The organism is Mucilaginibacter sp. KACC 22773 (genome assembly GCF_028736215.1).
GTDB lineage: Bacteria > Bacteroidota > Bacteroidia > Sphingobacteriales > Sphingobacteriaceae > Mucilaginibacter.
In genome coordinates, this window is the sequence record NZ_CP117883.1 from 6,675,979 (window position 1) to 6,702,890 (window position 26,912).

Here is a 26,912-nt window from a genome sequence, read left to right on the forward strand (position 1 = left end):
TGCTTTTAAATACCTTAACACAATTTATAACACGGTTTATGAAACAACCTAAATTCTTATCCCTCGTACTGCTCTTCACATTGTTTATCACAAGCCTGGCACGCGCCGATGAAGGCATGTGGATACCGATGCTTATTGGTAAAAATTATGACCAAATGAAGAAGCAGGGCTTTAAACTGACCCCGGAAGATTTGTACAGCATTAACAAGGCCAGCATTAAGGATGCTATAGTTTCTCTGGGCGGCGGCTTTTGTACCGGCGAGGTTGTATCCGGCAAAGGCCTCGTATTTACCAATCACCATTGCGGTTTTGAATCTATCTCGGCAAACTCAACGCCGCAAAACAATATCCTTGATAATGGCTTTTACGCAAAAAGTTATGCCGAAGAAAAGCCGGTAGCGGGCTTATACGTAGAATTCCTGGTAAGTATTGCCGATGTTACCCCGCAGGTAATGGCTGCACTTAAAGGGGCCGACGATGCAGAAAGGGGCGAAAAGCTTGAAAAGATCAGCAACAAACTGATTGAGCAGGCAACCAAGGGTACCAAATATCGGGGCGCGGTAAGCTCGTTTTTCAAAGGCAACCAATATTTCCTTTACCTGTACAATAAATTCAGTGATGTGCGTTTGGTAGGCGCTCCGCCACAGTCGATAGGTAAATTTGGCGGCGATACCGACAACTGGGAGTGGCCCCGCCATACCGGCGATTTCTCTATATTCCGGATTTATGCAGATAAAGACGGCAACCCCGCCAGCTACGCGGCCGGCAATGTACCTTACACGCCTAAAAAATTCCTGCCTATATCGTTAAAGGGTGTAAAAAACGGCGGTTTTGCTATGGTATACGGCTATCCCGGAAGTACCGACCGTTACCTGACTTCAAATGGGGTACGTTTGGCTGCCGAACAAACCAACCCGGTTATTGTGAAATTGCGCGATATCCGCCTGAAGGCCTGGAAAGAAGAAATGAACAAAAGTGTAGACACCCGGCTCAGGCTTTCGTCCGAGTACAATAAAGTATCTAACTATTGGAAGTACTTCATTGGCCAAACTGAGCAACTGAAAAACCTTAACATTTATGGCCAAAAACAGCAGGAAGAAGCCGACTTTACCAAATGGGCTGCCAACAAACCGCAGTATGCCAACCTGATGAGTGATTATCAGAACCTATATGCCACTTATGAGCCCTACGCCATCCACAAAACATACATTAACGAAGGGTTACTGGCTCCGGGTTTTGTAGATGAAGCGCTTAACAACTGCTTTGGGCAATTGGCGCTTGAAAATTCAAGGCGCAGCGCTAAGGAAAAAGCAGAGATAAAGGATGAGCTAAAAAAGGTTAATGACGATTACATCAAAAGCTACAATCTTATTGCCGACAAAAAAATATTTACCCAACTCATGACCTCATGGTATACCGATATACCTAAAGACCAGCACCCGGCTTTTATAGAGGATATGGTGACCAGGATTGCTCCAGGCGACCCATCACTGGCTTTTTCTAAGTTCGCGGATGTTTTATGGCAAACCAGCGACTTGATAGATACCACCAAACTGAAAGAGTTTTTGCCGCATCGTTCTGTAGACAAACTTCGTGAAGATCCGTTGGTGCCCTTTGTAATTAACCTTAACCCAGGCGCTTACAAAAAGAGTGTTTTTGGCACTAAGCTGAGCGATTTTGACACGCAGAAAGAAAAGCTCGACCGCATTTACCTGCAGGCTTTGCTGGAGAAAAACGAGGGCAAGCTGATGTCGCCCGATGCCAACTCTACCATGCGTATCACTTACGGCAATGTGCAGGATTATACCGCTAAGAATGGCAAGCATTTCGATATCCAGACAGATATGGATGGCGCCATGAAAAAGTACAAGGCCGGTGATGACGAATTTGACCTGCCGAAAACCTGGCTGGATGCCTACAAGCAAAAGAACTTTGGCCAGTATGCCGATCATGGTACCATCCCGATCGACTTTATTACCAACAACGATATCACAGGCGGTAACTCCGGATCGCCGGTGATTAACGGTGAGGGCGAACTAATAGGCCTGGCGTTTGACAGCAATTGGGAAGCAATGAGCGGCGAAATTGCTTTTAACAAAGATTATAAACGGACTATTTGTGTAGATGTGCGCTACGTACTCTGGTGTATGGATATTTTAGGGCACGCCGATAACCTCATTAGCGAATTGGAGATTCATAAGAACTGACCATTAGGATTTCACCGACAGGTGGATATGATGTATGATTCAGCTTGTGGCTGGTGTTATCGCTGCACCGCCTCAACCAAAAGCCTTTAGTATAACAACTGAAGGCTTTTAACTTTATTTGAGGTCCCAATAAGAATATTTCGACATTTATATAACCACCATTACTTTAGTATTTGCTATGCCGGCTAATACCCACCGAAGCACACGCCGCATTTCGATACAGTTGATTGCAAAACGTCAACATACTTATAGCCATTTCAAAATTATTTTCCAGGGATTAATGTTGCCTTTGCAAATTAAGCACAATGGCATAAGTTTCCGGAAACTCCAAAACGGTCTGATAGCATCCTTTCATGCCCCTGCCATAATTCTATGTCTTTCCATTATCTTTGCGCACAATTCAATATTCCCATACTGTGATTAATGTTAACAACATCTCCGTTTCATTTGGCGGAACCACCTTATTCAGCGATGTAACCTTCTCCATAAACGAGAACGATAAGATTGCCCTGATGGGCAAGAACGGCGCAGGCAAGTCGACCATCCTCAAAATCATTGCCGGTGCGGCCAAACCTACTTCAGGCAACGTAACCGGCCCGAAAGACGCCGTGATAGCATACCTGCCCCAGCATTTGCTCACCCACGATAATGTTACCGTTTTTGAAGAAACAATGAAAGCCTTTGAAGAGGCTAACCAGATGCAAAAAGAGCTCGACGAATTGAACGAGCAGCTCACTATCCGTACCGATTATGATAGCGATGATTACATGAAGCTGATTGAGCGGGTATCGGAACTGAGCGAGAAATTTTACTCGCAGGAGGAGGTCAATTATGATGCAGAGGTAGAGAAGGTGTTAAAAGGCTTAGGTTTTGAACGTAAAGACTTTACCCGCCAAACTTCCGAGTTTTCGGGTGGTTGGCGCATGCGTATCGAGCTGGCCAAAATTCTTTTAAAGAAACCGGACCTGATCTTGCTTGATGAGCCTACAAACCATATGGATATAGACAGTATACAATGGTTGGAAGATTTCCTGATCAACTCGGCAAAGGCGGTTATGGTGATATCTCACGACCGTGCTTTTGTAGATAATGTTTCCAACCGTACCATCGAGGTAACGATGGGCAGAATATACGATTATAAGGCCAAATACAGTCATTATCTGCAGTTACGTGCCGACCGCCGCATACATCAATTGAAGGCCTACGAGGAACAACAGCGTTTTATTGCCGATAACCAGGAATTTATAGACCGGTTCAGAGGGACTTACTCCAAAACATTGCAGGTGCAATCGCGCGTAAAGATGCTCGAAAAGCTGGAGATCATCGAGATTGATGAAGTAGATACTTCGGCCTTACGATTGAAATTTCCACCATCGCCACGTTCTGGCCAATATCCGGTGATGGTTGAAGAGCTTACAAAAACCTATGGCGATCATGTTGTATTTGAAAAGGCGGCTATGGTTATTGAGCGAGGCGAAAAAGTGGCCTTTGTTGGCAAAAACGGCGAAGGCAAATCGACCATGATCAAAGCCATTATGGGCGAGATTGATTTTGAAGGAATATTAAAAGTAGGCCACAATGCAAAGATCGGGTACTTTGCCCAAAACCAGGCGTCGCTGTTAGACGAAAGTTTAACCGTATTTGAAACCATCGACCAGATTCCGCTAAGTGATGGCACAATAAAGATTAAAGATTTGTTGGGAGCATTTATGTTTAGTGGCGACGATACCACAAAAAAGGTAAAAGTACTTTCGGGCGGCGAAAAAACGCGCCTGGCCATGATCAAACTGCTGCTGGAGCCTGTAAATGTACTGATACTGGATGAGCCAACTAACCACTTGGATATGAAGACCAAGGATATTATCAAAGATGCCCTGAGGGATTTTGATGGAACCCTGATTTTGGTATCACATGACAGGGATTTCCTGGACGGGCTGGTAAAAAAAGTATTCGAGTTTGGTAATAAACGCGTCCGCGAACATTTTGAGGACATCAAGGGATTTTTAGCTTACAAGAAAATGGATAGCTTAAAACAAATAGAACAAAGCTAAATGAATAACGGAATTAGGCATTTTTAGTTAAAACCGCTCCCCTTTTTGCCACTTTAACAGTAAAACAAAAGCCCGCGAACGTTCAATTTGCAGGCTTTTAAAGAATCTTAATAGTCCTTAAAGTACAAAATCCAAACTCTTTTATGAATGAGTTATTTTTTGTGGCTGTGTTTATGAAAATAAAAATGGCATGATGATAACACCTGCCATAGGCTGAATTGCGTTCATAAATTAAAAATATATTTTTATTTAGGATTAATTGAGATACCCTTGTCCTCGCGAATAAGCTGAAAAAGGTGATCTGGGCGCACGATGACATAATCTTCATTAAGTGAATTAGCCACGTTTTTAAAACTTGTTGGCGTTACACCCTGCCAGGGTTGCGCCTGTATAATCATGAAACGCGGCGAGGTTTTGTCCCAACCGGCGGCAGCCCGGGCTATATGATCTTTCATTGCCTGTTCATTTGTGCAGTAGTTACAGGTAAGTGCCATTCCTGGTAGGCTGTCGTTATAAATAGTAAGCCCGCCTCCTGTGTTCTGGGCAGTTACGCCAAGCAACGATTTTGCCTGGCTGGCATAGGCATTCCCGACATTAGGATTAATACCACCTGTAATCGTATTCCAAATGGTGATTACCCTTAAACCGGCACGGGCGTTATAATCCTCCGTTTTAGCAACAAACTGCTTTAGCAAGTTTTCATCTGTCCAGGTATTAGGGTAAGTATAACCATAGCCGGAGGGGCCCGAAATCAGGTTATCATTGCTGGTGGAAGTTTGCCAATAATAATTAAGAGCCCCAGGCATTGCATCCAGCATAGCAGGCGACACCGTCCATCCCATTGGAACAGCGCCCCGGTCCGGATTATTCCAAAGTTTGCGCATCAAATGCTCTGTAAATTGTAAATTGTCTCCATCACTCAATATAAATGCTACATATATCTTGTTTTTGAGCGTCGGTTTGGGAGGGATTGGTTTTATTTTTACATTTCTGGAAGTACCACTGTGTACCGTTAGGTTAGCACACCAATCACTTGCAACGGTTGAAATACCATACTTTGAGGCCCTTTGCACCCCTGGTCCTTCCTGTGGCCACCAGCCCATAAAGATAGCCCCGGGAGACATTGAGGATAGAAATTTGTTTAGCAATTCACTTTCGCCGGCTACCTCAGGATCGAGCCATATTACGGCAGCGCCCAAGGCTACCGCATATTCGCGAAGGGCGGCTTTATGCGCATTAGGATTTAGTCCGATTAACAAACGGTGATCAATATTTGGCCAATAAGTATCATATAGCGATTGATAAACTTCCAGCTTACTGCTGAATTTGCCCTGCAAATCAAGTAACACCGGCAAATTATAAGGAGCAGCAGTTAATTTGGCCAGCAACAACGGCGAGGCAATCAGCGCGCCTTTGCTTTTTGCGAGTACCGTGGCCAGGTTAATTGTATGTTCCTGCGCGGGATCATAAACAATCACACCTGAAATTTCGCTCCGGTATTTAGCAATCAAATCCCATTTGTCTGCAGGTTCAGACCAGCTTAAACCCAGGGACTGTAGCCAGGTATACGGCCCTTCGGCGAAAGCATCGCCCTCATAGGAGAATATACGTGGTTTAGTCCTGTTTACGATGCCCTTTAACGAAGCAAACAGGTACATTTCTGCTGAAGAGTAAGGAGAATTTTCACGGAGTGTAATAAAATCCTGAACCTTTGCTGATGCCGGGAAAGACGGAAGCAGCTGATTAGCAGGCCATTTGACCTGGCCTATGGATGGCGTACTAAACAAATAAAACAACAGAAAGCATACTACTTTAATTCTAAGCATTTTGATCGGCCTTTTCATGTGTTAAATATCGTATTAACGTTAATCATTCCTGCCGAAATTAAAACATATTGAAGGCATTTACAACCACCCTCTTTTTAATTATTAAGGGTTTATTACTATAAATTCAAACAGCTATCTATTGTTTTTATTTGTTTTAATTATCTGATTTTCATATATTTAAGGTATAGATATATGAGATATGGCAATTAGGCAACCTGTTTTCAAACATTATGATCAGCAGCAAATATTAGCTATTCCTCCAACCCTGGAGGAGCTAATCCCTCAATCCCACCCGGTTAGAGTTGTAAATGAGGTAATTAACAAGATCAATATTGAACCTCTATTAAAAGCTTACCATATCAGGGGAAGTTCCAGTTATCACCCTCAGTTGTTGCTGAAGGTATTGGTTTATGGCTATGTGACCAATATTTATTCCAGCCGTAAATTGGCGACCGCCTGCCAGGAAAGCATCTACTTTATGTGGTTGAGCTCAATGAGCTACCCCGACCATAATACGATTAACAGGTTTAGGGGTGTTCGGTTAAAGAATGCGTTGCGTAACGTGTTTGAAGATGTGGTAAAGCTATTGGCTGATGAAGGGTTGCTAAGTATTGATGAGATCAATACGGATGGAACAAAGATTGAAGCCAATGCGAACAAGTACACCTTTGTCTGGAAAAAATCAATCCAGACGAACAAGGAAAAAATGAAAAAACAACTGACCGAGATCTGGCAGTATGCACAGCAGATCGCTGCCGATGAGGACAAAATGCCTGAACCGCCTGATTTCACAGAGATCGACAGTCAGAAGGTAAAGGCAACGATAGATCAGCTCAATGAAAAACTATCCGGTAAAGAGAACACCGATAAGAAGATGAAGGCTAAGCTTCAATATGTGACTAAGAACTATCCCGTAAACATTGCTAAATACGAGCAGCAGGAAGCTATACTGGAAGAAAGGAACAGCTACAGTAAAACAGATCCTGACGCTACCTTCATGCGCATGAAAGAAGACCACATGAAAAATGGCCAGTTAAAGCCGGGCTATAATGTGCAAATCTCCACCTCCAATCAATTCATTGTTAATTATACCATTCATCCCAATCCTACAGATACCACTACGTTTCCGGCACATATAGCGCAGCATGAAACCAGTTTCGGCAAGGCCCCTAAAGTAGTTACCGCAGATGCGGGGTATGGATCAGAAGAAAATTACACACTGCTTGAAGAAAAACAGGCCATCGCTTTTGTAAAGTATGGCATGTTTGATAAAGAGCAGCATGAAAACCACAACAGTAAGTTTCCGTTTGCTTCGGATAAGCTTTTTTATAACCAGGAAAAGGATTGTTATATCTGCCCGATAGGCCAGCAGATGGATTTCATTGGAAATTACATCAGGAAAACCAGTACCGGGTTTGAACAGCATGTAAAAAGATACCAGGCAAGAAATTGCAGCAATTGTCCGCTGAACGGTGCCTGTCATAAATCAAAACACAACCGGATCATTGAAATCAATGAAAATCTGAAGCGGCAGAAACAAAAGGCTTATCTACTGCTAAACAGCGAAGAGGGTATAGAACGGCGAAAGAAACGGTGTTTCGACGTCGAACCCGTATTCGGAAATATCAAACAGAACCATGGGTTCCGCCGCTTCATGCTCCGCGGTAAAGAAAAAGTCGCCATTGAATGGGGTTTACTTTCAATCGCTCAAAATCTAAGAAAAAAAGCAGCCTAAAGAGCTTCTTTTCTCTCGTTCTCAATCAATAATGTTCGTTAGTTCGAAATCAACAGTAAAAAACTACTTGAAATCAATTTATTTGCCGTAAAATAAAAAAGCCGCATCATTTGAATTATGATACGGCCTCTCTAAGTGGTCCCGACGAGAATCGAACTCCATCTGTCCAATACGCTTTAAAGGCACTTTTTGCCAAAACTCACCAGCGACAATAAGCCCACGCTGTAAATGTAACTTTAAAAATTAAAGATTATTTTTTAAATGCTACCAAAATATATTTTAAAGGAATCACCCTTTGTTGACGATTGCTCGACATCCAGCCAATGGAACCCCCAATCGGCGAAAAACCATATCGGGACAGGTTATTTGATTTCGTAAAAGGCCCAGAACTTACAGAGGTCGTTGCGATGTTTGAACCATATTTTAAACTCCACGGAATAAAGATGTATTCGATTTATTTGATGTTGTTCAATTGGATTTCATTTACAGCGGTTGAAAACGTTTCGGCTACCTCCACATACGTCCTGGGATCGGCCAATATCTTGATCACTGTCGTCTGAAAAGGGATACTCTTGTTCCTTTCGCTCTGAATATCTTAGTATGTGAATCCCAAGATTGGAGTTTTTTATTTATCAAATTAACTCATTGACCTAATAGACATGCAATTGTATTTCCAAACATGCAAAAATTTCTATTTAGTGCAACCTTCCACTTTCGTCTTCAGCACCTTTTGCTCTGCTCCTCGCACCTTTTATCTGAGACCGGCCAAATTTATAAGAAAATCCTATCTTAAATACCTGAGATTCGGGCTGTTGCGTTGATATTAAATTTAAGCCTGAGTAGTAACTCCGGCTGGTTAATTTAAGCATATGAAATATATCGCTGAACGAAAGCCGTAAGCTGGCCCTATCATTGAACAGAGATTGTTTCGCGCCGAGATCTATTTCTCCGACGCTTGAATTTTTGAGTACTCCATAAACTTCTGGTGTACGGTAAAAAAATGACAATTCGCTTGAAAGGGAATGTGTAATTTTAAATGTAGATGAACCATTTGCACTAAACGTAGTTATGCTGTTATTCACCACTCCATTGGGCAAATTTCCTTTATAGTTTTGATAATATAAATTAGTATTAATAAATAAGCTCCACCACTTGTTAATATCAAGAGAAGTAGATAAACTAACTGTTACACTGCGGTTTTTCCCAATGTTCTGATAACTGGAAATGATTCTGTTATTGCTTGTGCTATCTGTTATCGGCGAAACTACGTTTGTTGTTTCCATATAGCCTACCGATGCAATCAAATACTGTTGCCAGGCGTAAGCTAATTGAAAGCTATCGGAGTACTCAGGTTTCAGAAAGGGATTTCCCTGAAAAAAGGTCAGCTCGTCCATACGGATTTGAAAAGGGTTAAGATTTTGATAATTGGGGCGTTGAATTCTTCTGCTGTAACTCAAACTAAAACTATGGTTATCATTTTGCTTAAATGCAATTGAAGCGGTAGGAAACAAATTTAAATAGCTACGCCTCACAACCTCGTTACCATTGGCAGTCAGCGTTGTAAGTCTTCCATCCGAAGATGTTTGCTCTCCTCTCAATCCAGCCTGATATGTCCACTTTTTTACAGTAAAATTGTAATTGATATATGCGGCGCTAACCTTTTCATTGTAGTTAAAAAAATTGGTAAGTGCGGGGTTGATCACATTCAGCCCGTCAATAACGTTATAGCTGTTGAAATCATTTTTAGATTCAACAGAGCTAAACTTTGCTCCAGTTCCAAATGTTCCTTTAAACAATTTTTGCTCATAATCTATATTGGCGGCATAAACATTAATTTTAGTTGGCGCATTTATAAAATATATTAAAGGGTCGGCAAGACTGTTACCTGCCGAGTTGGTATATTGGTTAGGCTGCAAACTTAATTCCTTTCTGTCTAGCAGTATATAGTTAAAGTTGCTGGTGAACGTTTTACCGCTTGTATCTGCATATTGATAATTAAGGTTATAATTATAGTTATTTCTTTTGATCAGCCTGTTGTTTTTAGCAGTTAATATGGAGTCGATATTTCCTGAGCCATTAGAAATAATCGTATTACCGGAAATATTATCATTATTATGCCCATTGGACCCATTAAAAAGAACCCCCAACGTGTTTCTATTATCAATAAAATAATCCAATCCGGCTTTATACGAATGACTCTTATTACCGTCGAACTCATCAGAATGCTGATCAAATTTTGCTGATGTTCCATTTACTTCCTGGCTTCTAAGTATAGAGGTTTTCGTTTTATATATCCCATCGTCATAACTGTAACTGCCGTACACGTTCAACTTCTCAGATCGGTAATTCCCATCTATTCCACCATTAAATTTAGATGTATATCCCTGAGTGCCATTCAAGTTTAAAGTGCCGTTGAAGCCAAAGTTTTTATTTTTCTTCAATTTAATATTGATAATACCAGCTGTTCCGGCGGCATCAAACTTAGATGAAGGATTACTTATAATTTCAATTTGATCAATATTGGCTGCAGGAATATTTTTCAGAACACTTGCCAGATCTCCTCCTCCCAAATATGTTGAGCGGCCATTTATCATGATTTGAACACCTGAATTTCCTTTCAATGAAACAATATCGCTGTTAGATACCGAAACCCCGGGAGCCCTTTTAAGAACCTGTAAGGCATCTTCTCCAACTCCGTTGATGCTATTGCCAACATTGAAAAGCATACGGTCACTTCTTAGTTCAATAATTGGTTTTTTAGCAATAACGTTAACTTCTTGTAAAACCTTGGTCGTGGCATTAAGTGTAATTTCAGGCAGTTGAACAGATGTCTTATCGCCCACGATAACCGATACCGATATGCCGTCAAGGCCGATTGATTTAATATCAGCAATATATTCACCCTTATTTTTTACAGAAAGTTTAAAGCTTCCGTCGGCCGCCGAAACTACCGATTGAATTATTTTGGTATCGTCAGGCTTTCTTATACTGATGGTAGCGAACTCAATTGGATTATGTTTAATATCAACTAAGTGCCCTGAGATTTCATAACTGGTTTGGATATCCTTTGGTTCCAGTAAAATATTTTTATTCATTAAACGGAAGGACAATGTGGTGTTTTCAAGCAATACATTTAAGAGCTTTTCTACAGTTATTGTAACCGTAACCATATTAAGGTTGTTAAATTGATCAACGTATGACTTTCTGTAATAAAATCGAAACGGTGTTTGACTTTCAATTTTCTTGAAAGCGCTTTCCATAGTTTCATGATTTAGGGTTATAGTAACCTTCGTGTTGGAAATACTTTGTTCCGTTACGGGCAACGCGTAAAGTGGCTGAAAATTTACTAAATTCAGAATTACTATCACTATGCCTATTAGCAATATCTGTTTCGCGGTAATCACTGAACATTTATTTTCAGATGCTACAACATCCTGTTGTTGTTTTTGCATTAACTGTTTTTTATATAAGATAGATGACATAGCTATGTGGAAATTAATGAAAAAGATCGTCTTTTACTGTGAGTAATTAATATTATATCGGGTACTTATCTAACATTGTTTTCAAAAATTAAGATGCTGCCATCCGCTTCTTTTTTATACCCTGCATGATTAAAAGCACACAAAACGTTGAGTATATCTTCTAAATCATTTCCTCTTGGCGCAGTACCTGAAAAAATGGAGCCCTTTACCTTGTCATTTTGAAATCGGATAGTGATTTTGAATCTTTCCTGCAACTCTTCTGCCGCCTGGCCAAATGTTACGTTGTTGAAATTCATATCCTTTTCCAACCACTTTATCACTTCTGCAGCGTTAATAACGGTTTGGCTATACTGATTACTGGCCGTGTTATAAATAACCTGTTGATTAGGGGTTAGAAAACCGATGAGTTTATTTCCTTCGGTCACTTTAACCCTTCCCCTGGTAACTGTTATTATTACTTTATTTGAACCGCCATCTGATTTTATATTGAAGGCGGTTCCTAAAACGGTAACATCAATTTTACCGGTGTGGACCAAAAATGGTTTTGAAGGCTGATGTTTAACATCAAAGTATGCTTCTCCAGTTAAAAAAACCTCACGGGTTTTCACGTTGAAGTTTTCCTGATACCGCAAAGTAGCACCTGAATTAGCCCAAACCTTGCTTCCATCATTAAGAACTATGTTCTGGTTTTCTTTTAAGGGGATTTTGAGTTGAGCTGATGTTTGTTTTACCTGCTCGTTTTTAATTAATAGCGTCCTGGAGGTTAAAGTAAGAAAAATAAGCGCAACGGCAGCCATGGCCGCCCACTTTACTAAGGAACCTATTTCCGGTTGTTTAGTAACTTTTGCTGTAGATGAAATACGGTTTTCAATGTCTGTAAATAAGGAGTTCAACCATTCTTCTCGAGAGGCCTCATCCATCCTTTTCCAATTATTGCTAAGATCATTATACTCCAGCCAATGCTCCAACAGTTCGTTTTCAGTCGGCGTGGTTTGTCCTTCAAGGTAACGTGCTAATAATTTTGCGATATCATTACGACTCATACTTATGCATTTTCACAGTAGTCGGATGAGTAGCGCCTTAGTACTATATTTATTTTATTTTTTTGGCAGAATTATTTCAACCAGAAAAGAGGAGGTAAAAGCAGCAGTAGCAAGCTAATATATTTGATTGATTGACGGAGATATTTTAAAGCACTGGTTAATTGATTTTTCACCGTTTGCTGGCTTAAATTCAGCATCGCTGCAATTTCACTAACCGTATGATTCTGATGCCTGCTCAGCTTATAAATTAAGCTAACTCTTGGAGATAAATTGTCAATCAGCTTAACAAACGCCAGGGATAGCTCTTCGGCTTCTATCTGCAATTCAACTGAAGGCTCGTACGTATCAGCTAATGACTGTATCAATGAATCATATGATCTTCTTGAAATATTTCGCCTTATTCTATCTACTATTTTATACCGTATTGAACTAAATAAATAAGCCTTTAGATTATTCTGTACATTAAGTGATTGCCTGTCTTCCCAAAATTTAACAAAAAAATCGTGTAAAAGATCCCTGGCTTCGTCCATATCATGCAGTTTTGACATCGCGAAACCAGTCAAACTATCTGCATAACGCCTATAAATTTCCGTAAATGCGGCTTTACTGTCTTTTTTAAGAAGAGCAGTTAGGTCTTCATCAGTGATTGTTTTTATATAGGTCATAAGTTGCGGTTTATTCGATATCACAAATGAGGTGAGGATCTGTCTAAAAAACCAGTCCAGCGCAATCAAGGAATTTGACGCACCAACATTGCTTTAACACTTTTAGCCAATTAGCAATATACTACCATTGCGCTGGTAGTGATTTGTTTTCAAGGTTAGTAATTTGTATATTTCTTATAAAAGAATTTACACCAACTGCGATTTTAGCGTTACAAACAACATGATTGAGGGCATGGCTTGACCAACAAAGGAGACAGTACCGACAAGCTTTATTTGAGAAAAAACACAAGCAGCGCCCTAAAAATGAAACCGGCTTCATCCGTGGTTTCACAAGCTTGCTTAATATCTCCATAAGCGTTTCCTTAAAGAGAGATAAAATAATTATTTGCATTTGGGGACATTATTTTCTGCCCGGTTATTTAAATAATCGCAAAGACGTAAAAAAACCCTGTTTTTTACAAGATCGAGGCGTTCAAGAAACTCATACTTCAGGGGCTTATTTTTCCATTCTAAATATTGCTGGTATTTAGTATCATCATTACAACAATTCACAAGATGTTTTGCAAGATCTTTTATTGAGGAAAAGGAATTAACATTGACATAACAATGATCGCCGGGAGCAAAATCGTCAACATTGGGCGCACCGAGATAAACCGGTACCGAACCGGCAATAAGTGGTTCAAAAAACTTTTCGGTAACGTAGTCTTCAGCTATCGCGTTTTCAAATGCTATTGTAAACTTGTAACTGGCTATTACTTGCTCTTTCGTTGATGAACCAGCATCTGCGTCAAGGTGCTTATTATTTAGCTGTTTGCCATATGAATCTATTTCCATGTATCTCATCAGCTCGCTTAGTACTTTAAGCCTGTTGCTTTTATCAAAACTACTTGATATAAACGCATTAATATTATGATACTTCGAAACAGGTGCATTCAAAATCTGCTTCAAATATCCCGGGTACAAATAAGGAACGGGCACATTCGAATTGCGGCTATAGGTCATTGTGATGTCGAAAAAATCAACTATTTCTTTTTCCGATTGCCATTCATAGTGTAAGCCGCACTCCATCGAAAAGAAAACCCATAGTTGGTTTTTGCCTTTTTTAAATTTGAGCTCTTTCAGTTCAGCTTTGCCCACATTAGGCATATGAAACACAACTACATCTGCCTTATCAAAATAATCCCGGTTATTAATTAACTCGAATCCATCGCGAACTAAAATGGTTGGAAGGTTCCATTCCATTTCCCAAAATTTGTTATACAGGAGAATCTTAGTTTTCATTTTTCAGTTAATACGGGGTAGCTGTGTTATTTTAATGAGAGAAATCAAATACAATCGTAAATCATTTATTAACGTTTATCTTCCGGATGTTAAGTTCCGTAACCAGATACTTCATTATTACATAGTAAACCATAAACTCCTGTTCTCGCTGGCTTGAAACAAATAGCCGGTTAAGATGCATATGAATAATATCCGCAGCAAATTTGCTCTTTCTGCTTTCTGTTTTATCGCCAAGAGACAGATACCGATTGATTTCACTGTGCAGCAAATCCCTAAACTTGTCAAGTTTAAGCTCACAGAGTAAAGTTCCTTTTCTTAATAAATTATATGCATCCGTTTTAATTTCCCTAAACTTCAAATCCATCTCATATTTCAATCGCTTAGGATCATCATATTCGGTATAAAAATTATTGATAATGGTCATAGCAAAACCATATTGCGTTTGAACATCAGGGAAAAACTGCTGAATGATCTGAAAAGCGGAAAGTAATCCCAAATCATAATATGAGTATTTGAAACCCGGCAATTGAGCCTTTCTGATATAATTCAGTATAATTAGTGAGCTGGCATAAAAAATACGCTCGGCCACCTGTATGGTATCCGCGCCATATCGTTCTATTTCCCTTCTATATATATCGGCCTTGTAATCTCGAACTACGTTAAAATTTAAACTATCTGATAAGCGGGATCTGAGTCTGACAAGCAAATCGGAAATAAATTCTTTGTCTTTTACCAGTAACCGCAGGCGAATATGAAAATCCGGATCAGTATAACGAATGAAAAACCAGGTGTCTGCTTCTTTATTTGTTATCTCCTTTAAAAATGGCAGCAAATACTTAGTAAGCAAGAGGTTACTTGTAGAGGGTTGGCAGTATATTTTCAAGAATAGCCATTGACTGCCAAGTACAAAATCCCTTTCACGTATAGTTTTTGAAAACGATGGCAGGGCCTGCTTTTTATAAACAGGGGTATCGTTAATCAACGCTACTACGAACTGGTGTGCCAGCATTTTTTTATCTGTGTTTGCCACAACCGGCATAACGGGCAAATACTCCTGAATGATCACCGGAAAATCCCCTTTTATTGATCTTAAAAAAAACAAACGTTCATCCCCATTGCTCAAATCAAATGTCAACAGTTGATCTGCGCGTTTAATGGATAGCCTCAGCGGCATTTTTTTAATTTTCAAAAACTGTTCAAGTTCAATAAGATTATCATCATCATTTTCTCCTGTAAGACGCACAATTTCGTCGACAGATAGTTTCCACATGGCCAGGCTGATGATAACATCTTTATAACATACCCTGGGGTAATAACTCAAACCTGGTAAAATTCTGTCAAACTCGGGTTTAAGCGAAGTTTGTAAGCCCTGATATTGTAAGTCCCCTAAAAGGCGGCATATTCCCAGCTGATTGTTTTGATAATTATACGCTGAACTTATCCGCGGAATAATCCTTTTTTTTAATTTTTTTGATTCGAGAATCAACTCATCATTTATAACAGATAAATAAAGGTCTGACAATGATAGTTGATTTTCTGCAGGAAGGTTAGAAACCGTATTTACAGGTATTTCATAGACGTATACCGGGGCCCTTCGGTTAATATTGTCAACATGTGAATTAACAATGCAATTTACTTCAGCAAAAACAATATCAGGATTGGTATCTTGTTCGATCTGGGCTATTTGCCTATTGGCTTCAAGTATATCTGTATTGCAAATAGTGAAGCGCCCGGTGATTGCTGTAGCTGAAACTCCGCCGATTGCCTCAAGAATCAAATATCCGGGCGTTAATGAAAACATTACCGAAATTGACGGAGGGAGGGGTAGGCTATTATCTTGACTAAAACCATTTAAATCTTCGTCGGTAATTAAAATCTCCTGGCCTGGATAAAGATTCAGGCATTTGCCCAACAAAAGTTTATGAACAGGCATCCAATCTATAAGCGATTCTTCAACGGTCTTACGTTTAAAAAAAATATTTTCAGTAAGGCTATCTTCATTCATATAAAATGCCCTACCGTCGTAGTCGATGCCAATATCCGGATCTAAAGCTTGGAGCAGCGAAATTTTCCGGCCGTCAAACTTAGCTTTGAATTTTTGAATAAAAGTATTCAAGGCAGGTAGTTTATTGGTTATAGTCAAACGCTGGAGAACCGGAACAATATTACTGATCTGTTGTTGGTAATGTACGTCTAACCCCCCGCTTGCAGTCCGCTCCAGAATCGAGTAAAAAACTTTCTTTCCCATTTTAATTTCCTTACCGAAAAATGCTTTTTCAAGATCTTGAGCAAGACTTTGCAAAGTGACAGGATCGGGGAATGAAACATTGCTCATTTTTGCCAGTATTTCTCTATTTTGGCTTACAATTAAGGGGCTAATTTTATTTGCACAATCCAGCACCTGTAAAAAATAGTCTTTCCCCAATACACTTCCTTCCATTGTTGAAAGAATGAGCTTGGATTCAGTAAGCATATTAAGATAAGCCACAGCGTCGGAATGACCAAAACTAAATTCATCTGTCAGGTACATGATCAGGCTATGTAATGATTGTCGTTTTGACTTCAACAATTTGATGATAGAACCGACAACCTGGTTATTTTCTAAAGCACTCAAATGGGACATGCATTTACCGTTACTGTCTGCCGGCATTGATCTGATATATCGTAATTCTTTGTTGAGACGATAAATGGTGGGATTAACTGCTAAAGCAGCAAAATAACTATACTGCTGCTTGAGTTCTTCCACTACTTTTAACGTTAATTCCTGATCGGCTAAAAGATGTAATTTAGAAGCTGCTGTTTCCTGAAGTATTATATTATTTACATGGTCCTGCCAATTTAGGACACTAATTGAAGCAAATGCACCGAAGGGTGTCGAACGAAAACTCATCCTGTTGTAATAACTCCAAACTGTTTTTTTTTCCTTATCTGAAAGCAGGGCATAATCAAAATCCTTTTTTTTTAGATATTCATAGAACTCATAATTTGCTAAGAAAATACTGCTTTGAAAAATACCGGTGTTTAATAGTTCCACCAATTGCGCCTCATTATAATTTTCGAAGCTTAAAAGTGGCGCACGCAGAAAAACTTTCGAGTGAAAAGTAAGCATAGGATCAGATCTTATTCTTGTTTATACATCACTCAAAGTAATAAGTGTTTTAATAAACACCAAATAATATTTACTCCGATACCTTAAATATTATTTCAATAGGCTTTTGGGGCCTTGTAAAGTACCGGGTTTAAATCTGGATTGTTATACATTTTCATTTGCCGGTAAATTTTCATAACCTTAAATCCATTTTGTATATCTGCTAATAATTTATCAACGCTCTTCGACAGGTCTGAAATCTGTTCGTTTAAAACGAATAGCTTGTTTTTGCAGCTGGTAATATGCAAGATGTCAACATCATTTCTATGCAATTGTTCGTTCATGTGAAAAGCTTTAATACAAAGGATACAAAGCCGGTCAATAGCCCAGGCGGGGCTTTCGGTATTCATTTCAGCATAATTTACAGGCACAATCCCTTCGAACTGGTGTCTGAAATATTCATCAATGGATTCAACGATGTCATTCCTAAGCTGATTCAACCTATCTATTTGTCTTTTTAACTCCAACGCCCTTTGAGGATTAATTTCGGGAAGCCTGATGTCATCTTCTGTGTGCCACTGCTCCAGGTCTGTCCAGCATTTGTCATAAAGTAATTTCTCAACTTTTGAGTGCCGGTAACGAGCCCCCGGGTTAACTTTGGGGGGAGTGGCGTCGTTATGATAATCGTTTATCGCGGTCGAAAAAATACTGATTGCCAATGATGAAAAATTAGGATTCATAGTATTACTTGATTAATTCTATATTATTTGCTTAGTAAAATCAAACCATCTGGTTACCGAACGCTGCCGGAGTAAGTTGTTGCCGGAGCAGATACCTTTCAAAATATGACGTAAAAACACTGATCGTTATTTGCTGGAGTGGCAGACTTTGATTACAGTATGACTCAACTTCGTCATCAAATAATGCAAGATCTTTGAACGTACCTTCCGGAACGTCTATTGAGTGTGAATAAACGATACACCTTATTAAGGTCCCTGTCCACCAATGCTTAGGATGATAATAGCGTTGCAATTCTTTCCAGTTCCCCGTGTAAACGATCAAGGCCGGCAATTGGGCCTTTTTTATCTCCTTTTTATTAAGCTTATGCTGATATATTCCATTAGCAAGGTGCATGATACCTGTGCATGGGCCCATAATCAATTTTACCTGGGAGTGTGCCATCAGCCCCATGGCCTGTCTTAGCCCACGGCCTTCGAACACCATAATTTTTCCCCAAACGTTTTCCTGAAGTACCGACCTTAATCTCAGTGACAGGTTTTGCTTTTCTTCATCGAACAATAATATTTTGTTATGCCCTTTAGAGCCAAAAACGCGAATGAGCTCTATAGCCATGGCTTCTGTTAGCATCTTGGTTCCGGCTGAGGAATTAAAAACCAGCACGTTTAAGATTTCGCCGGGTTTCAGCCCGTTTTCGACAAGCCAATCGGCAGCCCAGTTTTTTTCAATCTCGCTGAGCTTTATCTCGGCGTCGCGCTTGTTTTGAAGTATCAGGGCAATAGGATCCGCCCCGGCCATTCGCTTATCGTATAAATATTTGTAGTTTAGCGTAGAGTATTCGCTTACTTGTTTTATAAAGGTATTAACATAACTGTATAAACTTACCTGTTCGAAAAAGCGGTTGTTAGTAGCGACGATGTAGGAAAATAAATTTATAACTGAATCATTTTCGCATAACACCAAATCAAAATCATGAAAGTTTAGTTCTTCCAGTGACCTGTTAATTATGCTTATCCTCTGATCAAAATCATCGCTAAAAATACTCTTGATTTTTCCTATTTTTTCCTGGCTGCGGCAGTTAATGATTACAACTGCGGCTGGATAAGCACTAAGTATATTCTTTCTGATATTCTGAAGCCAGAAGTAGGTATCGCCAATATAAAATTTGCGGCTTTGATCATCAAGCAGGAGGATACGCTTAAAATTTTCGCCAGACCGGGCCGTATTTAAACCAACTATTGTTTCGATTAAGTCATGGTAGAGCGCTTCCTGCTGTAAAGTATTAAATCCTAAATAGTCAGAAAAAAGAATCTCTTTAAATTTTTTTATTTTTTCAATTTCACTTGGGGTAAAGCTTATAGTATTTATAAAAGAGTTCAGCCCAATAAATGCGCTTTGCCTGGACTTTTCATTGGTGTCTTGCATAGCGGTAAACAGCGGGAGCTCGTCATCTCTTAGTCCGCCACCAACGTCAATCTCCGCAGCCAGTTTTAATAAAAGTTCATGTTCATACTTGTGGTAAAAAATGATCAGATCATATCTCAAAAGCTCAATATCATCTAAGCTGCTTTTCGAGAGATATGGGTTGATGAAATCAACAGGGGCACTGTTATTTTTCCATAAAGTATTATAGTTTGTAATGGTTTCATCTAATACCGTTATCTGCGTACCATTGGTTTTTATGTGAGAGAAAATATATGTAGGAATATATATTTGTGTAATCATCTGAATGTCCACATTACATTGTATGATTAGATCAGAAAGTCCGCAAACAATTAAAACATTTTTTATCTGATCGGGGGTTTCATGCGCTTTTTTCCGGCTTGCCAGGCTCATGAGCATGTCGCTATCTCTATTTTGTAGATATTCCATCACGTGTTAATTATTGGTAAATAAAACGGGGAGCCCTTTTTTAGCTAACGATCCTTTTTCGATGGCATAAACAAAATCAAATGCCTGAAGAGAGGAAACGCGGTGAGTAATTATTATGATGATTGAATTATTGTAATATTTTTTTAAATTATTAATGATTGAACGCTCAAGGGTTGGATCAAGCGATGAAGTAGCTTCATCGAAAATAATGATTTGCGGGGCTTTAACCAGAGCCCTGGCGATAGAAATACGTTGCTTTTGACCGTCTGACAATGTCGACCCCGTATCGGTAATAACAGAATCATAGTTAACGATATTATTATCAAGAACCTCTTTAAACATGGCATGCTCAACCGCTTTAATTACATCTTCCTGGCTGGCATCAACACTGCCGTATTTTAAATTGGAAATAATAGTATCGCTAAACAACTGGTTTTCTTTTTCAATTAACCCGAGATTGGATTTCCAGTTCTTTATCTGGCTGATGCATACAGAATCGTCAATTCGTATACTTCCGCCAGAAGGCGAAAGGAAACCACATATCAAATTAATTATAGTGCTTTTACCAGACCCGCTTGGGCCTATAACCCCATAGATATGGCCCTTCTTAAATTCGACATTTAAACCAGACAGAATTTCCTCTTCATTGATGCTGTAAGAAACATCATCAAAAACCAGTTTATCAAAATTTATTATGTCATCACAGTGAAGCGGTTTATCAAATTCTGCCACGCCCTTCTTTTCTTCCGGCAGGTAGGGCAATACCCTTTCCATCGAGATAATCGCCTTATTAATCTGATTATAGGTTCTCATGATGCTTATTGCCGGCGAATAAAGCCTGTTAATATATTGAATAAAGGCAATCAAAGCGCCAAGTGTCAATGCGCCGGCGAAAACACTCTTTCCGCCAATTATCAAAACCAGGATAGGTCCTATAGCAATAAAAAAAGTCACAATGCTTCCATTTATCGAGCTAAAAAAAGTACTGCTTTTGTTGCTACTGTAGATTTGAGAATTAATATTGAAGAGTTTCTTATTCTCGATATTAAAAGCTTCATAACTCTTGATAACCCTTATATTTTTGAAACATTGAAGAAAAAAGTTATTCAATAAACCTTCCGATGCCTGAACCTCTTTAAAATGCTTTTGAATTAAGGGGGCAAATTTCCTGATGCTATACATGATCATCGGGATGATGAATAAGCTGATTAATGTAAGTTTGAAGTTTAGAATTGAGAGCATAACTACAATACCAATAACCACAAACACGTCATTCAGTAAACTTAGTATCAATGAAGATAACGTTGTTTGTATGTTTCGTACGTCGTCAATTATGGTAAAAAGCACATCGCCTGTATTAACATTTTTAAAAAAAGTAATATCCTTCATGAACAAAGAATTTAACATATCAACCCGGATTTTGCCTACTACATTTTGGCTGATTTTGTTATCGAGTATATCAGTCCATAAGTTGCATACGATCCTTAAAATATAAACCAGTACCAGGAGTGAGAGTATCGTAATTAACTGTATAAAATCACCTTTGGGAAAGATTTGATCGATTATAATTTTCAGCACATATGGGGTAGCAAGCGAACCAGCGCTTGAAATGATCATTAACGCTATCAATAAAAGAATGTCAAAAACATATGGCCTGAAATATTTAAGATACCTCCTTGTAAGTTCCAAAGACTTTCTGTTCTTGATTTTCATTCCTGTTAATTTTTAGCCAACGATCTGCTAACACCCACCAATTAATTATGAACATTCACAATAAAAACGATTACTCTTTTTCCCTGTATTTAAACGCAAATGTGAACCTCGAGCTTACGCATTCGCGGGTTGGCACAGCACCTTTATGTTCAATAAAACCCGGGAATATTAAAAATCTACCGGGCTTTGGCATCACAATATTTTGCGATTCATGGTTTTCATAAAAAATTGTTTCCCCTCCCCACCGATAGTCCCAGTCTTTATTGACATAGTACAACACAGTCATATCTTTGCCATTTAAAGAGCAATCTCTATGTGGATAAGCCATATCACCATAATGGCTCATATTTATATATGATCGTTGCAATATGTATTCGCGTTTAGCGCAGAATTTTTGAAGCAGCTGCCTTGCAACAATACCTATCCTAAGCGATGTTTCAACCTTTTCAGGAATAAATTCAGCGTTGAAGATGCAATGCGCGTCTCCGTGGTTATCCCTTTCGGTCCGTGTAAAAGACAAACCGGAAACAAGATTATAAAAATCATGAACTTCCTTTTCCGTAACAGCATCGTCAATCACAAACATTGGTTGCTGTTCAATAATGATGGTTTTAAATTCCATATATCTGGTCAATTTTTTTAGGGTTCCATTTGCTGTTCCGGAACTTGACTAAAAACATCAGTTACCGAACAGGCTTATGATTTCGATGCCTATATGCATTTACCTATTATTCAAAACAAACTATTGAAACATTTTACTCTGATATAAGACACCACGGGCCCTCTTTTTTTCGGTAGAGACCGAAGCCGCGGAAAAGCGCATTTGTTTTTAATTATTTAAGTAATGAAACTGCCTGGTTTGATGTTATCATGACCTAATCATTTACTAATAAAATATTGCGAAAGCTACCGCGTAATCCTGGTTATGAGACAGGGATATATCATGATGTTTAAAACCTGATTCATCCAAAATATCTTTTATCCTGCCTGAAAAATTTAGTGAAGGTGCCCCCTCACCGTTTTTAACTATTTCAATATTTTTCCATTGTACACCATTGTTCCAGCCTGTTTTCACTGCTTTCATAACAGCTTCTTTTGCCGCAAACCTAACTGCATAATGCTGATACTTATTAGGCTTAGAATCGCAATAAGCTATTTCTCCAGGGCTAAAGGCCCGTTTTAAATAGCGCTCCCCCTGTTTCTCAATACAATTTTTTATTTCGGCTATTTGAACGATGTCAACCCCCGATGTAATTTTGAGCATATTTCATTTTCACTAATCTTGTAAATTCTTTTTTATCCTGGCGATCATGACATCCACGTCTGTAAAAAAATCCAGGTCAATGTCGTCATCATCCAGTTCAACATCAAATTCATCTTCAATTGTTGTAATAAAAACAAGCGCCTGGCTCGATTCGCTGATTAAAACATTAAGTTTATCATCTACCAGCATTGTTTCTGAGTTACGCAATTCAGGCTGCGCGCTAATCAACTGATCGACGATAACCAGTATCTTATTTTTAATTTCACTGTCGGTTAAATAGGTTTGCTCATTCATATATTGCAGTAGTTTTATTTTGATTTATCAATTCTAACAGGCTTTGGTAACTTTTTGGGCTTTTCTCCTGAAAATATGCCAGCACATTAGCGTAATTTGAATCATTTATAAAGTTTTCGGTCAACGACACGCCCTTTTCAAGGTTGTAAACAGCGTGCCACCAATTACTTGGTGTATGAATAATCTCACCGGGGCGCTGTAGCGCTATAAGAGGCCTGGCGAAAGCAAAATCCGGAAACTTTTCCAGGTCAGGAAAAAAGGGATTAACAGCCCCATTGTATAGGTATTGCTGATTATCAGGCGGATAAAAAAGCCATAGCTTGGCACCTGTGATCACGGCATTCCAGGCACTGGTATTCCAGATATCCAAGTGCAGGCGCGAAAAAGTACCTTTTGCTCCAATATACAACCACGACAGGGTTGTTTTGCGTTCCTTTACAGGTATCGTTTTATACCAGCAATTAAAAATGTTGGGCGCTGTATAATGCAATTCCATTTTTGTTCCAAGATGGAATTTACAATCTTTCAAATAATAGGGATTGGCAGCCCGTGTTTTATTCATATATTGCAGGTAACCTTTTAAAGAAAAGGTACGGGAACTCGAATTTTTAGTAGTGTGTTTGCTTGCGTTCAATAACGTATCACCAAATTCCTTCGTCAAAAATGTGCTATCCCATAGTTTTAAAGCAGGCCACTCTTCCATATAACCATTTAGTTTAAACGGCACTGACAAGTCGGCCGAATAAACATCAACTTCTTCAATATGCTTATTGCGGGCGAATTGTTGATACATTTCCATAATGGTTAACTTGGTTGGATTCAATGTCTTCATGAAAAGAAATTTGTTATACAGCTCAATATTTTCTCATCATTGTTAATATCCATGATATCAAAAACGGGCAGCCCCAGTTTGTCCGAAAAAGCATCCATAATTGTAATCATCTCATTTTTAGGCAATACACGCGATGTTTTCACTAATGCATTATTAATGTTTTTAAGCTCATTATGCACCGGGCTCATGGTACAAAACAGGCAGGTGCTATTACAATAATTTCTTACAGTTTGGATAGTCTGCTGCACCAGCTCAACCGTATCCGTAGGGTGAATAGTGCAAATAATAGCATCCGGACGCACGCCCAGCAAATATTGTATCGGCGTTAAAATAGCACCGGCTTTGGCGGTATCCATGTTAAAAGCCCGCGGTAAAATTCCACCTTGAATACCTGTGATAATCAAATCAGGGTTATTGTAATGTTGAATACCCTTCAATATTGTTTCAATATTACTTGTCCAATCCCTGAATTTAATCTCAACATTGGCATTATGGCCAAATGGAAATGTAAAGGCCGAACCAACTACCACCCCTTGAGGCTCGGTAGAAAGCTGAGAAACATTGTACCCTTGCGCGGATAATATTTCCTTAATCCTCATTTGACTGGTGAACTTGCCCTGTTTACTGCCGGTACCCACACAAGCAAGTACTGAAGTTTGAATTTTAGGTAAATGACGGAAGTTTTTAATTTCATCAACAACTTTTTTCCGAACCGAAGTAAAGTGAATATTACCTGCATACTGCGGGTAAATTTCTTTAATAAGCCGGTTCAGGTGATCAAATACATCGTTATCAAAAACAATAAAATTTTTATTGCTCAGTATACAGTTTTTTAACACCCTGTTCCCGAAAAGAATATTTGACTCAACCGGGATATCAAGGAAGTAACCTATTACAATTGTATCGAACAAGTCGAGTTCCTGTTTTCCCGGCTCTTTATTAATTGACAAAAAATCTGACGACACAGCGCCGGCTTTACCCGTGGCCGATGAAATACTTCTTGGATAATCGATAGACAATACCAGATCTCCCCGGATCTGATCTTTAAACTCAATGATTGTCTTGATCTCCTTCTCTGAAGACGGAAACACTGCTACTTTTTGGGCAAAATCAATCTTGTGCGGTGTGAACAATTTTTTGCCCAAAATATCCTGCTCTGCCTTATTCAGCTGCCTTACCCCTGAGCTAATGATATCATAATTTTTGGAGATATAAATAAATTCTGTAACGTCATTTGAACTGTTACTACTGATAAGTTCCTTTACCTGTTGCTCGTTTTTCGGAGCATTATCTATGACCAAACGAGATAAAATTCCAGCAAAATGTGCTGTAGCATAACTGGTTCCTGATGATATTTTGTACCCCTTATCGGCCCAGGCAATCCTTTGCAGCCCCCCCTTTGCCAAGATTTTGGTTTTTTTGCTTTCATCGTAACTGTATTCATTTTTGTTTTTGACAAGTCCGCAACCTACAGAATAAACAAAAGGGAAATGTGCAGGAAAACACTCCAGATGCGGAAAGTTGTGAGATGACGCAACTATAATAACGCCTGTTTCTGCAAGAATCCGACAAGAATCAAACAAGGCGGAAGAAGGAGTGCTTACGGCTATCCCCATACTTATATTTACCACCTTCAGGCCGTCAATACGAAGGCAATGCTTAATACCTTCAGTTAAAAGCTGTTCGCTGATCTTTCCTCCCTCTGCAAATAATCTAACACTATGAAGTTCGGCTTCGGGTACAATTTTATGAATAATTGAAGCTATAGCTGTGCCATGGCCCGTGGCATCTATATGATGGTCTGTATCCACGCTATATAAATTCCCGTCGCTTTCTTTAATTGTGTATCCTACTACTTTGCTATTGAGCAAACGTGGATGACCGGCATCAACTCCTTCGTCAATTATAGCAATCTTAATCATTCAATTTCTTATTAAACATTAATGAAAAAGCATAATTGTCTGATTCATCATACACATTATCCAGTTGATCTATCAATTTTAAATACCTCTTGTAATTTTTAAACCCCTGCGACAATGTCAATCCGTGACCTACATTTTTTGAATAGAAATAATTGAAGTTTAGCCCGGACTTTAAATGCGCTATTTTTTTGTTATACAACGCAATAAAGTTTTTAATAACCGGGGCTTCGGGACTTGATACCATGCTATAATCAAAAATTATACTGAAGGTTGGAAAGGGTTCCCTGTTGTCAATACTTAGCGGAAAATCTTCTTTAGCTACCTCTATTCTCTCAATAGCACTATAAATCAAATAGTTACTCTCTAAAATATCCAGAACAATAGAAAATGCCTCTTCAAAAAAAACGGACGGTAAAAAACAGTTTATTCTGACGAAATATTTATAATTCCCGGATATTGCAACAAACGCCGCAGGAATATGCTTAAATTCAGGAGATTGAAGTTTTTCGAGAAAGGGGTATCCAAACATTTTTATTGAATGGGTTATTTCAGCCGCGTAATCGTAGGTAGCAAACGAGTTTCCACCTTTAATTAGATACCGCCAGTTTTTCAATACAGTGTTTATTTCTACAGCCCTTGCGTTGGAAAGCGCTCCGGTGGCCTTAATTTCTGAAAGACATTTTATACAAAAATCACACAAATTATAACTGGCGTTATTGAGCAGTTCCAGGCCATCTATCCGTTGTTTCTTAAGCAGGGGCAAATCCATCAATACGCTTACAAGTTCGATGCTGTAATTGTTGGTATACCCTTTATGAAACAGCGTATTCCTCGCTATAAATCGCTCAATATATGCTTGCTGTGATGTAAGTGTATTTTCCATGTCAACGGACTTAGCT

General features: G+C 39.0%; 18 protein-coding genes. 3 read left to right on the forward strand and 15 right to left on the reverse strand.

The window, feature by feature from the left end; translation table 11 throughout:
- Positions 1-38: 38 nt before the first annotated feature.
- Both PQ469_RS27630 and PQ469_RS27635 read left to right on the forward strand, forming a co-directional pair.
- Positions 39-2,207: a S46 family peptidase gene (locus PQ469_RS27630; RefSeq protein ID WP_274210557.1), complete on the forward strand. Its 2,169-nt coding sequence runs from the start codon at positions 39-41 to the stop codon at positions 2,205-2,207.
- Between the two features lie 416 nt (positions 2,208-2,623).
- Positions 2,624-4,258, forward strand: coding sequence for an ABC-F family ATP-binding cassette domain-containing protein (locus PQ469_RS27635; protein ID WP_274210558.1), 1,635 nt, complete (start codon positions 2,624-2,626; stop codon positions 4,256-4,258).
- 245 nt (positions 4,259-4,503) lie between these two features.
- Here the strand turns inward: PQ469_RS27635 and PQ469_RS27640 are convergent, their stop codons facing one another.
- The gene (locus PQ469_RS27640) at positions 4,504-6,102 is read right to left on the reverse strand and encodes a GxGYxYP domain-containing protein (RefSeq protein WP_274210559.1); all 1,599 of its coding nucleotides are present in this window, start codon (positions 6,100-6,102) and stop codon (positions 4,504-4,506) included.
- Between the two features lie 181 nt (positions 6,103-6,283).
- Between PQ469_RS27640 and PQ469_RS27645 the strand changes: the two genes are divergently transcribed.
- A complete protein-coding gene (locus tag PQ469_RS27645) occupies positions 6,284-7,819 on the forward strand; it encodes an IS1182 family transposase (RefSeq protein WP_274210560.1) in 1,536 nt (511 codons plus the stop codon).
- Between the two features lie 695 nt (positions 7,820-8,514).
- Here the strand turns inward: PQ469_RS27645 and PQ469_RS27650 are convergent.
- The 14 genes from PQ469_RS27650 to PQ469_RS27715 form a co-directional block, all read right to left on the reverse strand.
- Entirely contained in the window at positions 8,515-11,271 is a 2,757-nt protein-coding gene (locus tag PQ469_RS27650) for a TonB-dependent receptor (RefSeq protein ID WP_274210561.1), read from the reverse strand.
- Positions 11,272-11,366: 95 nt separating this feature from the next.
- Complete coding sequence (locus PQ469_RS27655; RefSeq protein WP_274210562.1) at positions 11,367-12,344, reverse strand: FecR family protein; 978 nt, start codon at positions 12,342-12,344, stop codon at positions 11,367-11,369.
- A gap of 71 nt (positions 12,345-12,415) precedes the next feature.
- Positions 12,416-13,009, reverse strand: a complete 594-nt coding sequence (locus PQ469_RS27660; RefSeq protein ID WP_274210563.1) for an RNA polymerase sigma factor — start codon at positions 13,007-13,009, stop codon at positions 12,416-12,418.
- A 381-nt stretch (positions 13,010-13,390) separates the two neighbouring features.
- On the reverse strand, positions 13,391-14,290 hold the full coding sequence (locus tag PQ469_RS27665) for a glycosyltransferase family 10 domain-containing protein (protein WP_274210564.1): 900 nt from the start codon (positions 14,288-14,290) through the stop codon (positions 13,391-13,393).
- A gap of 61 nt (positions 14,291-14,351) precedes the next feature.
- Complete coding sequence (locus PQ469_RS27670; RefSeq protein WP_274210565.1) at positions 14,352-17,399, reverse strand: lantibiotic dehydratase; 3,048 nt, start codon at positions 17,397-17,399, stop codon at positions 14,352-14,354.
- Positions 17,400-17,494: 95 nt separating this feature from the next.
- Positions 17,495-18,118 carry a DUF4254 domain-containing protein gene (locus PQ469_RS27675; protein ID WP_274210566.1) on the reverse strand — a complete coding sequence of 208 codons (624 nt, stop codon included), beginning with the start codon at positions 18,116-18,118 and terminating at the stop codon, positions 17,495-17,497.
- A 40-nt stretch (positions 18,119-18,158) separates the two neighbouring features.
- The gene (locus tag PQ469_RS27680; RefSeq protein WP_274210567.1) at positions 18,159-19,988 is read right to left on the reverse strand and encodes a glycosyltransferase family 9 protein; all 1,830 of its coding nucleotides are present in this window, start codon (positions 19,986-19,988) and stop codon (positions 18,159-18,161) included.
- A gap of 6 nt (positions 19,989-19,994) precedes the next feature.
- Complete coding sequence (locus PQ469_RS27685; protein WP_274210568.1) at positions 19,995-21,701, reverse strand: ABC transporter ATP-binding protein; 1,707 nt, start codon at positions 21,699-21,701, stop codon at positions 19,995-19,997.
- A gap of 70 nt (positions 21,702-21,771) precedes the next feature.
- A complete protein-coding gene (gene flmC / locus PQ469_RS27690) occupies positions 21,772-22,323 on the reverse strand; it encodes a FlmC family 2OG-Fe(II) oxygenase (protein WP_274210569.1) in 552 nt (183 codons plus the stop codon).
- 264 nt (positions 22,324-22,587) lie between these two features.
- Positions 22,588-22,965: a holo-ACP synthase gene (acpS, locus tag PQ469_RS27695; RefSeq protein ID WP_274210570.1), complete on the reverse strand. Its 378-nt coding sequence runs from the start codon at positions 22,963-22,965 to the stop codon at positions 22,588-22,590.
- Positions 22,966-22,977: 12 nt separating this feature from the next.
- Positions 22,978-23,259 carry a hypothetical protein gene (locus tag PQ469_RS27700; protein WP_274210571.1) on the reverse strand — a complete coding sequence of 94 codons (282 nt, stop codon included), beginning with the start codon at positions 23,257-23,259 and terminating at the stop codon, positions 22,978-22,980.
- Positions 23,252-24,091 (reverse strand): cupin-like domain-containing protein, encoded by an 840-nt coding sequence (locus PQ469_RS27705; protein WP_274210572.1) that lies wholly within the window; start codon positions 24,089-24,091, stop codon positions 23,252-23,254. The genes PQ469_RS27700 and PQ469_RS27705 overlap by 8 nt, the downstream gene beginning before the upstream one ends.
- Complete coding sequence (locus PQ469_RS27710) at positions 24,088-26,013, reverse strand: S8 family serine peptidase (protein WP_274210573.1); 1,926 nt, start codon at positions 26,011-26,013, stop codon at positions 24,088-24,090. The genes PQ469_RS27705 and PQ469_RS27710 overlap by 4 nt, the downstream gene beginning before the upstream one ends.
- On the reverse strand, positions 26,006-26,896 hold the full coding sequence (locus tag PQ469_RS27715; protein ID WP_274210574.1) for a hypothetical protein: 891 nt from the start codon (positions 26,894-26,896) through the stop codon (positions 26,006-26,008). Before PQ469_RS27715 ends, PQ469_RS27710 begins: the two co-directional genes overlap by 8 nt.
- Positions 26,897-26,912 lie beyond the last annotated feature (16 nt).